We start from the raw sequence: 11,541 nt of genomic DNA on the forward strand, positions 1-11,541 counted from the left end.
GCCATATGGAGAAAGCTTAGCGCGCTTTGATCTCAAGCAGAAGCGATTACTGCCAGCGGCGGAAGAGGGCGCTGGCGTTGACGCCGCCGAAGCCGAAGCCGTTGGAGATCGCATAGTCCATGGCCATCGGTCGCGCGGTGCTACCGACGATGTCGATGCCTTCCGCCGCCGGATCCGGATCCTGCAGATTGCGGGTCGGCGGCGCGATTTGATCACACAGCGCCATGATGGTGAAGATCGCTTCCATGCCGCCGGCCGCACCCAAAAGATGGCCGGTCGCGGCTTTCGTGCCACTGACGGCGATCGCGCCGTCGCGGCCGAAGACGGTTTTGATGGCTTCCATCTCGCCTCGGTCGCCGACCTGGGTCGATGTCGCATGCGCATTCAGATGCTTGACCTCTGCCGGCGAAATGCGAGCCTGGGAAAGTGCCGCAAGCATGGCCCGGCGCGCACCATCGCCATCTTCCGGCCCTGCCGTCATGTGATAGGCATCGGCGGCAGTGCCATAACCGACAAGCTCGGCCAGCGGGGTGGCGCCACGCGCAAGGGCGTGCTCCAAGGTCTCGATGACAAGCATGCCGGCACCTTCACCCATGACGAAGCCGTCACGCCCGCTGTCGAAGGGGCGGGAGGCTTCTTCCGGGCGGTTGCTGAAGCCGGTCGAGAGAGCACGCGCTGCAGCAAAGCCGCCGAGACTCACTTTGTCGATGCAGGCTTCGGCACCGCCGCAGATGGCGACATCGGCCTCTCCGGAGCGGATCAGCCGCGCGGCATCGCCGATCGCCTGCACGCTGGCCGCACAGGCGGTGACCGGCGCACCGAGCGGCCCCTTGAAGCCATAGCGGATACTCACCTGACCGGCGGCAAGATTGACCAGGAAGGAAGGGATGGTGAACGGCGACAAACGCCGCACACCTTTCGTTTCCGCCGTGCGAACCGCATCAGCGATGGCGGGAAAGCCACCGACGCCCGATGCGATCACCGTCGCAGTCCGCTCCAGAGCGTAGATATCCGTCGGTTGCCAGCCCGACTGGAGAATCGCTTCTTCGGCTGCAGCCATGGCGAACAGGATGAAGCGATCCATCTTCTTCTGGTCTTTGACCGGTACATAGCGATCGGCATCGAAGCCAGCCTCTGGATCTTGAGCGATATCGGGAACGACGCCGCCGACCTTGGCCGAGAGATCGCCGACCATCTCCTCAGGCAGCTGTCGGAGGCCGGAGCGGCCCTCGATCAGCCGCTTCCAGCTTGCATTGACACCCACGCCCAGGGGGGAAACCAGCCCCATGCCGGTGACGACGATACGATCCATGTCTTGCTCCTATTCTGTCAGGCGTCGAAGCCCAGAAACCATGCTTTCATCTGGGCGATGCGTTCATGCACTGCGTCGTCGGCTGCCGGTCCCGGCACGAGCATCGTGTCTTCGGGCTGGAAGGTGCGGCCGGTGACGCGGTCGATGAGAAGCGGGTCGCGATCCTCACCGGTATTGGCGTCGACGAGGCGCATTGCGACTTCTTCGGTAGGCAAGTGCCGATTGCCCCAGGTGAAGAGCGCCATCAACACGGGGAAGAAATCCCGGCCCTTCTCCGTCAGCACATATTCGTAGCGCGGCGGCCGCTCTTGATAGAGTCGCCGCTCGAACAGGCCTTCGTCTGTGAGATGCTTGAGGCGCCGCGTCAGGATGTTCGGTGCAACGCCGAGATTTTTCTGGAATTCGTCGAACCGGCGCAATCCCTGCAGCGCATCACGCAGGATCAGGATGCTCCACCAGTCGCCTACGCTTTCAAGCGCACGGGCGGCGGGGCATTTGAAATTGCTGAAGCTGGTTCTCTGCATGGGCGAGGCAGATAGCATGAGTAACTATCATGATGCAAGTTACTATCGCGAAGCTAGATTTGCTCGAAGCAGGAACTCAATCTGCTGGAGCGCGAGGCTAGATGGGAATGAGCGAAATGCGCCTGGCTGTGGCCAAGCCGCGGGTTTTCAGTACGGAGGCGCCTTACGGGCACGCTGGTGTTTTGCCGCCTCGGTCCACCAGGCGAGATCGTCGGCAAAACGGGGAAACGCTTTCGCAAGGGCATCCCCTCCGCTCCCGGTGGGTTTGCCGTCAGCGTCCAATGCTGCCGATATGTTGGCGACGGCAAGCGTGCTTGAGATGACGACCATTCCCATCTCTGAAAGAGTGCCATGCCAGGCAGGCGCCGCATGTGCGCCGGAGAGGCGGCCGCCGGAGTAGCTGGCAATCGCCGCCGGGCGCCAGAACCATTCTTCCAGATAATGATCGGTCAGGTTCTTCAGGCCGGGCTGCATACCCCAATTATATTCGCCGGTGACGAAAACGAAGGCATCGGCGCCTCGAATTTTTGCGGCAAGCCTCTCCATTGCCGGAGGAGCAGATCCTTTGGGATATTCCTTATACATTCGATCGAGCATCGGCAGTCCAACCGCCTGCGCATCGATGAGCTCCACGTCGTTTCCACGCTCAATCAGGCCCGCTACGATAAAATTCGCGAGCCGGATGCCGACGCGATCCGAGCGGTAGGAACCGTAGAGAACCAGGATACTGTCGGCCATTATTGATTATGTCCTCACAGTCTTGTGCGGCATGTCTGGAGCGGTTCAGCTCTTTATGGAGTCTTTGAACTGCTCTACCTCATTGTTTCCACGCAATTCTTGACGAAAATCGCTACGCACTTTTCCGGGAATTGCTTTAGGTTCGCGACTCCAGCGGTACCGAAGCGGAGACTTCCTCCTCCGGAATATCGTCGAAGGACGCATAATTGAGGTTATAGAGCTTCGAGTAAAGCTTGCCGTTCGCCATCAGCTGATTGTGGTTGCCGCTCTCAAGCAACTGGCCGTTTTGAAGCACGATAATGCGGTCCGCCTCGCGGATGGTGGCCAGACGATGGGCGATGACGAGACCGGTGCGGCCTTCGAGCAGCTTCACCAACGCTTTCTGGATCAGCATTTCGGTGTAGCTGTCGATATTCGCCGTCGCTTCGTCGAGCACGAGGATCTTGGCGTCGGCAACAAGGGCACGGGCGAAGCTGACGAGCTGGCGCTGGCCGAGTGAAAGACCGCCGCCGCGCTCGCCGAGAACGGAGTCGTAGCCATCCGGAAGGCGCATGATGAACTCATGCGCGCCGACCGCTTTAGCGGCCTCGATGACCTCTTCGCGCGTCGCCTCCGTCTTGTTGTAACGGATGTTCTCCAGCACCGTGCCGGTGAAGAGGAAAGGCTCCTGTAGCACCATGGCGATCTGGCGTCCGAGCGAATCCTGTGTAAGGGAGCGCACGTCATGGCCGCCGACCAATACCTGACCATGCTGCACATCATAGAAGCGATGGATGAGCGCCATCGAGCTCGACTTGCCCGAGCCCGTCGGCCCGATCAGAGCCACCGTTTCTCCCGGGTTGACCCTAAAGCTGACATTCTTCAGCACAGGGTGCTTCGGATTGTAGCCGAAGATCACATCGCGGAATTCCACCGAGCCGTCCATATCCGGCGACAGCGCGATCGCATCGGGCGCATCCTTGATGTCGACTGGAACATCGAGCACCTCGGTCAGCCGCTGGCCGGACGCCATGGCGCGCTGCATGACCGAATATTGCATGGTCAGCGAACGGATCGGGTCGAAGAAGCGCTGAATGTAGAACAGGAAAGCGACCATAATACCGACATCGAGCTTGTGGTTCAGCACCATCGAGCCGCCGACGATGATGACGATCGCCATGGCCATGCCAGTCAGCGTGTCGACGATCGGCACCATGACCTGGGCATAGCGGGCCGCCGTCAGGTGCGTCTGAAGGTTCGCATGGGCCTTGTCGTCGAAAAGCGAGAAGTTCACGCTCTGCCGATGCATGCCCTGGACGGCGCGCACCCCATGGATCGCTTCCGCCAGTGCACCATTGGTAACGGAGTTGGTTTCATGCGCGTTCATGAAGGCGACACGCGCCTTCGGCAGCCAGAACAGCCGCACGATGAAAAGGATCGGCATGACGGAGAGCGTCAGCAGGCCGAGCCGGAAATCCAGCGACAGCATGACGATGACGATGCCGAAGAGCAGGGCAATGTCACCGACGGAAAGCACTGAAGTTTCAAGGAATTCCTGCATGGAGTTAACGTCGCCCTGCAGGCGCGACATCAGGCGACCGACTTCCGTTTTGTCCATGAAGGATAGCGAGACCCGCTGCAGATGCGCAAACATCGCCCGGCGAATGTCGAACAGCACTTCCTCGGCGACCTGGCCGACATAGGTTTCCTGCACATAGCTTGCCCCGTAATTGACGAGGATGGCCGCCGTGAAAACTCCCAGAGACAACCAGAGTGCGGAATAATCTATGGCTCCGGGCGCCATCGCACTGTCGATCGCATGGCGGATGACGAGCGGTATGACGATTTGCGATGCGGTGAAGAGTAGAACGGCCGCAACGGAGATGTAGATCTGCCGCCGATAGGGGCTGACGAAGGCCCAGATGCGGCGGATGATCTTGCTGTCAAAGACCTTGCCGAATATCTCCTCTTCGACGCGATGGGACCCGACCACGGCGCGGGGAGGGCGACGACCATCCTCGCGCACATCGTTGCGCTCGGTTTCGATGGTTTCCGACATTGTCATACCTCCCTTTTCGCCCTTTCGAGCGTGCCGCCCGACGTCTTGACGACATCATCCTCAGGGCGAACCTGCAGATCGTAGAGCGCCTTGTACCGCCCACCTGCGGCCAGGAGCTGCTCGTGCGTGCCGCGCTCGACGATCGCGCCATCCTCGATGAAGAGGATCTGGTCGGCATGCATCAGCGAACTCAGCCTGTGCGCGACGATCAGTGTTACTCGGTCCCCGGCGAAACGCTTCATGGCGCTGCGGATGCGCTGCTCCGTCGCGGCGTCAATCGCGGCGGTGGAATCGTCGAATACCATCACGGCCGGCTTCAGCATCAATGTCCGGGCGATCGTCAGGCGCTGACGCTGCCCGCCGGACAGCGACACGCCGCGCTCGCCAACGATTGTCGTATAGCCGGCTGGCAGGCCGAGGATGTAATTGTGCAGCTGCGCCGACTCTGCGGCGCGCTCTATGCGGGTTTCCTTCGCCCAGGGGTCGCCATAGGCGATGTTGTTCTCGATGCTGGTCGTGAACAGGAAGGAATCCTGCTGTACGACGGCAACGTTCTGCCGCAGCGATTGCAACGTCGCCTTGCGGATATCCTGGCCGTCAAGCGTGATCCGCCCGGCCGTGACGTCGTAAAAGCGTGGAATGAGATGGGCAATGGTGGACTTGCCGCTGCCGGGCGGACCGACAATGCCGACCGTCTCCCCGCGCTTTGCCTCGAAACAGATATTCTTCAGCACCGGCCGCATTTCCGAACCTGGATAGCTGAAGTCGACATTCTCAAAACGCAGCGTGCCTTCGGTCACGACGAGCGGCTTTGCGTCCGGCGCATCTTTGATGGGAATATCGAGATCGAGGAGCTCAAACAGGCGCGAACCGCAGGTCGAGGCACGTGCGAAAGCATTCACCATCAGGCCGAGCTGGCGCACCGGCATCTGCAGGATGGTCATGAAGGTCAGGAAGGAGGCCAGAGTGCCGACGCTGATCTCCCCATTGATGACCTTCAGGCCGCCGAGCCAGAGCACCAGACCCATGGACACGAAGAAAGAGAGATTCATGGCGCTGGTATTGATGACGCGGATGCCGACACGCTTATGGGCAAGAGAAAGCGCATTGTGCGAGGCCCGGTCGAACTTCATGAGTTCGTGTGCCTGCGCGGCGAAGGCGCGCACCACGCGGATGCCACCGAGATTTTCCTCCATCACGCGCGTCAGCACCGAGAGGCGCTCCTGCAGATCGAGCCATGTCGAACGCAACCGCAACTGCGTTACGGAAGAGCGCCACGCCACGAAAGGCACGAAGCTCAGGGCCAAGAGACCGAGCGCGACATCGGTCGATAGCAGCATATAGGCGCCGACGCCGATCAGCATGGTCAGTAGCACCATGCGCACCAGCGCGGTCGAGAAATACATGCGCACGCCTTCGAGATCGAGCAGGCCGACTGTGATGAGATCGCCAGAATGGGCCTTGTCGTGGAAGCTGAAGGAGAGCTGCTGGATCTTCTCATAGCAGGCGAGCCGAAGCTCATAGCCCATATGGTGGCCGACGGCTTCGCTATAGTAGTTCTGCACCATCGTGAACAGGCCGCGCAGAATGCTGATAACCAGCAGCAGCAACGCAGTCGTCAGCAGCGCATTTTCCGCGATCTCGCCGGCGGCACCGCCGGCAACCGCCGTCTGCGTCTGATCGACGGCACGGCCCAAGAGGCGGGGAATCGTCAGCTGCAACGTTGCAGCCACAAAAGTCGCCCCAATGGCGAAGCTTGTCTGCCAGGGATGGCGCAGCGTCATGTGGGTGATCCGGACGATCGTCGACAGGCCTTGGCCCCAACCGACCGCATTGACATGCGCACGCGAAACCAGTGGCTTCGCGGCGCTTCTTGATGAATCGCTGCTCACGCTTTTATCCAGGCATAATTAAACGAGGCGGGCCCGCAGACGGGTTCGTATCTCAAGGAAAATATTGATAGGATGAATTTTGCCGATTCCGTGGCGGCGTTCAAGAGTCAATCGGTCACAAGTCCAACGCGAGCGTTAGATTGCGTGTTCAAAAATAATCGATCACATGTCGGGATCGAAACCGATGAGACGTCCTCTGGGCACCGTGCCAGAAAAGGAGGATATCATGCGCAAAGTTATAGCGGCAACATTCATCAGTCTCGACGGCGTCATGCAGGCACCCGGCGGTCCGGACGAGGATCCGACCGGCGGTTTTGAGTATGGTGGCTGGGTATTCCCTCACGCCGACGAGGAAACTGGTAAGGCGCTCTTCGAACTGTTCGAAAAGCCGTTCGATCTGCTGCTCGGACGCAAGACCTACGATATCTTCTCGGCCTTTTGGCCCTATGTCGGCGACGACGATCCAATCGGCCAGCGATTCAACAGCGTTGTCAAATACGTCGCAACGCGTGGCGATGCCGAGCTGAAATGGAACAAGAGCCAGTCGCTCGGCAAGGATGTCGTGGCGGCGATCAAGGGGTTGAAAGCAGGCGAGGGACCGGATCTTCTCATTCAGGGCAGTGGCGACCTTATTCAGACCCTACTGCGTCACAGGCTGATCGACGAATTCAAGCTGGTGATCTTTCCGGTCGTGCTGGGCGGCGGCAAGAAGCTGTTCGCCGGCGGAGCGGTTCCTGCCGCAATGAAACTGTTGCGCACTCAGTCTTCCTCTAACGGCGTCATCTTTGCGACCTATCAGCCGGACGGCCCGGTGAAGACCGGCTCCTTTGTCGGGCCGAATCCGTCCGAAGAGGAGATCGAGCGCCGCAAGCGGCTCCAATAACCGATCTGGCCGCGGCTAGGTGTTCGACGAGCGCTCCGCCGCAGTCATACCATGTGTTCCATTGCCTGAATTTCACGCAGCGATTTCATGATTTCGCGAAGGCCCTTGGTGAGATGCTTGTCCCGGCGCAGGACTATCCCGAGCTGCCGTACCAGTCTCGGCCTGAGCGGCGACGTCACCAGAAGATCGGACTTGTCGCGTCTCAGCGCCATGTCCGGGAGGATGGACCATCCGAGACCCGCGGCGACCAGCTCTTTGATGGCTTCGACGCTACCGAACTCCATGGCCGGTTCCGGGCGGACGCCTCCTGCCTCGAACCATTCGTTCGTCGCGCGACGTGTGTTGCCGCCTTCGTAGAGCAACAGAGTCCTGTCTTTCATGAATTCCACATCCGGCCCGCCATCCGGCATTGGGCTTCCTTTGGGGGCGACGGCCAAAAGCTCGTCCTCATGGAATGCTTCGACTTCGAGAGAACGGCCGACGGCGGGCAGGGCCACCACTGCGAGATCCAGCGCATTGGCTTCGAGATCCCGCAGAATCTCGTCGATATTACCGATGCGCACGATGATCTCGAGATCAGGCATGCGTTTCTTTGCCATAGCGATGGCGCGCGGCAAGAGATGAATTGATGCCGTGCCGCCGCTGCCGATCCGCACACGGCCGATCGATCCCTCACGAAAGGGCGTCATCGCCTCCTCCGCCACAGAGCAGGCTTCGATGATGCGCCGCGCATGCGGCAGCAGATCAAGTCCGGCCGGCGAGGGCTGCGCCCGTCGTCCCACGCGCTCGATCAACTTCACGCCGAGCCGTTGTTCCAGCAGCTTCACCTGCAGGCTGACGGCTGGTTGCGTCAGCCCGACCTTATCGGCGGCAGCCGTGAAACTGCCGAGATCGACGACACTGACAAAGGCGGCCAGCTGATCCAGATTGAGCAATAGAAAAATTCCTTATGGATTGTATAAATACCATAAGCTTCATTCATTGCTTCCGCCAGTGCATCCTGAGGCCATCTTGATACGAGCCCCGAGGAGCATGAAAATGACCACCGACGTCGATAGCTCGATGCCTGCAGCGACAGGCGCAGGTCGTGGTCCGCGAAGGCATGGGATTTTGCGAAGAGCGCTGGCGAAGTTTCTGGTCTATCTCGAAAAGCGTGAAACGAGGTGGGATCTGCGCGACCTTACTGACGATCAGCTTCGCGATATCGGCGTGACGCGCGCCGAAGCGCGTGCCGAGGTCAATAAGTCCTGGTTTTGGGGATGAGGCAAATCACTCAAAACGCGCGAGCCTTCGGGCCGAACGCCTCAAATAGCGGTGTTCCTGATGCGACCACCAGTGGTATTGAGCGAGGCGGCCCTGTCCCGATAGCAGAAGCCGCCTTCGCACATTGCGTCGCGATTGTTCGCTGTGTTTCGCACGTTCGCTGCAATCAGGCCGGCATAATGCTTATTCGCGGCGCCAAAATCGTAACTCATTCCGGTGCAATCAACCGCTTGTGATCCGGCCCAGCCAATATTGAAAAGAGCAGGGGGTTATTGCCGTATAACCTTTTTTTCATGGCGCCGTTCTTTTTTCCGCCATAGATTTGCCCGATCCATCGCCTTCGAAAAGCGGCGAATATTCGCTTTCGATCGCCCGCGCCCCGTCACAGATTTCACTCACAGGAAACGCAGACAAACCATGCTCAAGAAGACCTCCATGCTGCTCGCCGCGGCAATTTCGACCGCGTCGCTCCTCGGTGCAGCGTCGTTGGCGCAGGCCGGGCAGGCGAGTTATGTGGTGGATGCTCATAGCGGCCAGGTGCTGGAGGCATCGAACGAGAACGAGCTGAATTTCCCGGCATCGCTCACCAAGATGATGACGCTCTATCTCGCTTTTGAAGCACTGCATGCCGGTCATCTGAAATGGGATCAGAAATTGACCATGTCGGAGAATGCCGAGAGCAAGGAACCGTTCAAATTCGCCATTGGCGCAGGCCGCAAGGTCACTGTACGCGAAGCTGTCGAGGGCATCATCGTGCTGTCCGCCAACGATGCAGCGGTTGCGATCGGCGAGCAGCTTGGCGGTTCCGAGGATAATTTCGGCAAGATGATGACTGCAAAGGCGCATCAGCTCGGCATGAGCAATACGGTGTTCAAGAATCCTTCGGGCCTGCCGGACCCGGAGCAGGTCACGACGGCCCGTGACATGGCAACCCTCGGCGTTGCGCTGATGCGTGACTTCCCGGAAGAGTTCAAGCTCTTCTCGATGCGCGGCATCAAGTTCCGCGGCATGAAGCTGCGCGGCCACAACAACCTCATGTATCGCTACGCTGGAGCCGACGGCATCAAGACCGGCTATACCGATGCCTCCGGCTACAATCTCGTGACCTCGGCGGCGAAGAACGGCCGCCGTGTTGTCGGCGTGGTGATGGGTGAGAAGACCGCTGAAATTCGCGACAACAAGATGGCAAGCCTTCTGGATACGTATCTGGCCCCTGTGGCGACAACAGCCACGGTGTCGACCGGAACTCCCAAGCAAAGCTCTGCCAACTGAGTTCGGCCTGATTTCAGAATCCAGCCAGCCATTCATCTTTGGGTGGCCACCAAGAGGGTGGCTCCGCTGAGAAGCCGATCCTGCCACATTGTGCCTATAGTGGAGGGCAGGGATCGGGTTTCTTCGTGCAAACGTGCGATGAAAATCCCGACTACTGCTCGCTGAGAGGGCTCTCTCGTGGCGAATAATCAAGTAGCGATTGCCGAACTGGCGGGCTGCCCTATGTCTACAGCGGAAGTTGCTCGTTCGCTGCGCTTATCATGTTCTGGTAGGAAACAGCGCCGAACTGCGAATTCGCGTAGGCGGAGATATCTGGTTTCAGTTTGTTATTCTCCGTAAATGAAGGATCCATCATGGGCCGCGACCGGTCTGATGCTCCTTGCAATATAGATTTCGCAAACATTTCAACGCATTAGGTCAAGTTGGGAGGACCGGGATGACGTATGATGCACGTTTGGCGCGTGAGCGCGACTTTCATAATGAACGCTTCGGTGCAGTGGAGGAGCGCAAGGAGGACTCGTTCTATTTCGCGGTAAAGCCCGCCGTGGATGCGTATTGGCGGCTGGTGAGGGCGGCCTGCCCCGAAAGGGACGTGCTCGAATACGGGTGCTCAAACGGCATGAGCAGCATTGGTCTTGCACACTCCGCCAAGCGGATTACCGGGATCGACATTTCGGACGTCGCCATTCAGCAGGCCACGAACACGGCGGCTCTCCGCGGAATCGAGAACGTGACGTTCCAGGTCGACAATGCAGAGGATATGAATTTGCCGTCAGCGAGCTTTGACGTCGTTTTCGGCAGCGGCATCCTCCACCACCTCGTCCTGGATAAATCGCTGAGCGAGATCCGGCGCGTGCTGCGACCCGGCGGCAAAGCCTTCTTCTTCGAGCCGCTCGGCCACAATCCCGTGATCAATCTCTATCGCAACCGGACGCCAGAGGCTCGTACTGTCGATGAGCATCCGCTTTTGAAATCGGACTTCGAGGTCGTGCGCAAATATTTCTCGAAGTGCGATCTGGAATTCTTCGGGCTCGCTGCACTCGCGTCCATTCCGTTTCGCAAGAGCCCGTTCGGCGCCGCGGTTCGGGGCACCGGCGAGCGGATCGATAATCTGCTGCTGAAAATCCCGGGTGTCAGATGGCAAGCCTGGATCGTCGTCATGGCTTTGGAAGCATGACGGGCCTGCCGGGCCATTGAAGTTCAGCCAGCCATAATGGCGAGGAAGCTACCGAGATGCATCGGCCGACGCTGAAGGATAAGCGCTGTTATCCACATCGACGTGGGGGCGGGTATGCTCTCACGTCTTCCTTGCGAGTGACAACCCATTGGTATCATTCGCAAGTCGCACTTCATCCTTGAACCCACCCCGGCTACATGCATGTGGCGAAGGAGTTGGAATGTCCGCTGTGGTGCAAAGTAGAAATGTCACCTTGAGCTGCCACACGGCACGATGGCCAGCCCCGATCTGACCGGCTGATCCGGTTGCAAGATCAGATCGGGGCGGGTGGAACATACCCCTTCGGCTTTAGATCCCATGAGGAGTGAACAGCGGCCGCCGCTCTGGCAGAGTGAGGTTGCATCAAAACACTCGCTCAGGAGGAGCAGTTTATGGAACCTGC

10 protein-coding genes are annotated in these 11,541 nt (G+C 59.4%); 4 read left to right on the plus strand and 6 right to left on the minus strand.

Features of this window, described 5'->3' with window-relative positions; genetic code table 11:
• Window positions 1-46 precede the first annotated feature (46 nt).
• The 5 genes from fabF to FBZ97_RS16890 form a co-directional block, all read right to left on the minus strand.
• Entirely contained in the window at window positions 47-1,312 is a 1,266-nt protein-coding gene (fabF, locus tag FBZ97_RS16870; protein WP_145320075.1) for a beta-ketoacyl-ACP synthase II, read from the minus strand.
• A 17-nt stretch (window positions 1,313-1,329) separates the two neighbouring features.
• Window positions 1,330-1,836, minus strand: a complete 507-nt coding sequence (locus tag FBZ97_RS16875; RefSeq protein ID WP_145320928.1) for a helix-turn-helix domain-containing protein — start codon at window positions 1,834-1,836, stop codon at window positions 1,330-1,332.
• A 147-nt stretch (window positions 1,837-1,983) separates the two neighbouring features.
• Window positions 1,984-2,574, minus strand: a complete 591-nt coding sequence (locus FBZ97_RS16880) for an NADPH-dependent FMN reductase (protein WP_145320073.1) — start codon at window positions 2,572-2,574, stop codon at window positions 1,984-1,986.
• A gap of 136 nt (window positions 2,575-2,710) precedes the next feature.
• Window positions 2,711-4,612: an ABC transporter ATP-binding protein gene (locus FBZ97_RS16885; protein WP_145320072.1), complete on the minus strand. Its 1,902-nt coding sequence runs from the start codon at window positions 4,610-4,612 to the stop codon at window positions 2,711-2,713.
• A 2-nt stretch (window positions 4,613-4,614) separates the two neighbouring features.
• Entirely contained in the window at window positions 4,615-6,504 is a 1,890-nt protein-coding gene (locus FBZ97_RS16890) for an ABC transporter ATP-binding protein (RefSeq protein ID WP_145320070.1), read from the minus strand.
• A gap of 226 nt (window positions 6,505-6,730) precedes the next feature.
• Between FBZ97_RS16890 and FBZ97_RS16895 the strand changes: the two genes are divergently transcribed.
• Window positions 6,731-7,387 carry a dihydrofolate reductase family protein gene (locus FBZ97_RS16895; RefSeq protein ID WP_113389634.1) on the plus strand — a complete coding sequence of 219 codons (657 nt, stop codon included), beginning with the start codon at window positions 6,731-6,733 and terminating at the stop codon, window positions 7,385-7,387.
• Between the two features lie 44 nt (window positions 7,388-7,431).
• Here the strand turns inward: FBZ97_RS16895 and FBZ97_RS16900 are convergent, their stop codons facing one another.
• Entirely contained in the window at window positions 7,432-8,322 is an 891-nt protein-coding gene (locus FBZ97_RS16900) for a LysR family transcriptional regulator (protein ID WP_113352532.1), read from the minus strand.
• A gap of 103 nt (window positions 8,323-8,425) precedes the next feature.
• Between FBZ97_RS16900 and FBZ97_RS16905 the strand changes: the two genes are divergently transcribed.
• The 3 genes from FBZ97_RS16905 (at window position 8,426) to FBZ97_RS16915 (ending at window position 11,099) form a co-directional block, all read left to right on the plus strand.
• Window positions 8,426-8,650, plus strand: a complete 225-nt coding sequence (locus FBZ97_RS16905; RefSeq protein ID WP_145320068.1) for a DUF1127 domain-containing protein — start codon at window positions 8,426-8,428, stop codon at window positions 8,648-8,650.
• A 417-nt stretch (window positions 8,651-9,067) separates the two neighbouring features.
• Entirely contained in the window at window positions 9,068-9,922 is an 855-nt protein-coding gene (locus tag FBZ97_RS16910) for a D-alanyl-D-alanine carboxypeptidase family protein (protein WP_145320066.1), read from the plus strand.
• A gap of 454 nt (window positions 9,923-10,376) precedes the next feature.
• Window positions 10,377-11,099 carry a class I SAM-dependent methyltransferase gene (locus tag FBZ97_RS16915; RefSeq protein ID WP_186449503.1) on the plus strand — a complete coding sequence of 241 codons (723 nt, stop codon included), beginning with the start codon at window positions 10,377-10,379 and terminating at the stop codon, window positions 11,097-11,099.
• Window positions 11,100-11,541 lie beyond the last annotated feature (442 nt).

The sequence above is a fragment of the Rhizobium sp. ERR 942 genome, from assembly GCF_007828395.1.
GTDB classification, from domain to species: Bacteria; Pseudomonadota; Alphaproteobacteria; order Rhizobiales; family Rhizobiaceae; genus Rhizobium; species Rhizobium dioscoreae.

What these genes read in the sequence shown, in the direction of transcription:
- FBZ97_RS16885 (WP_145320072.1), bottom strand. Translation starts at nt 4,612, where the DNA reads ATGTCGGAAACCATCGAAACCGAGCGCAACGATGTGCGCGAGGATGGT.
- FBZ97_RS16880 (WP_145320073.1), bottom strand. Translation starts at nt 2,574, where the DNA reads ATGGCCGACAGTATCCTGGTTCTCTACGGTTCCTACCGCTCGGATCGC.
- FBZ97_RS16905 (WP_145320068.1), top strand. Translation starts at nt 8,426, where the DNA reads ATGACCACCGACGTCGATAGCTCGATGCCTGCAGCGACAGGCGCAGGT.
- fabF (WP_145320075.1), bottom strand. Translation starts at nt 1,312, where the DNA reads ATGGATCGTATCGTCGTCACCGGCATGGGGCTGGTTTCCCCCCTGGGC.
- FBZ97_RS16910 (WP_145320066.1), top strand. Translation starts at nt 9,068, where the DNA reads ATGCTCAAGAAGACCTCCATGCTGCTCGCCGCGGCAATTTCGACCGCG.
- FBZ97_RS16875 (WP_145320928.1), bottom strand. Translation starts at nt 1,836, where the DNA reads ATGCAGAGAACCAGCTTCAGCAATTTCAAATGCCCCGCCGCCCGTGCG.
- FBZ97_RS16895 (WP_113389634.1), top strand. Translation starts at nt 6,731, where the DNA reads ATGCGCAAAGTTATAGCGGCAACATTCATCAGTCTCGACGGCGTCATG.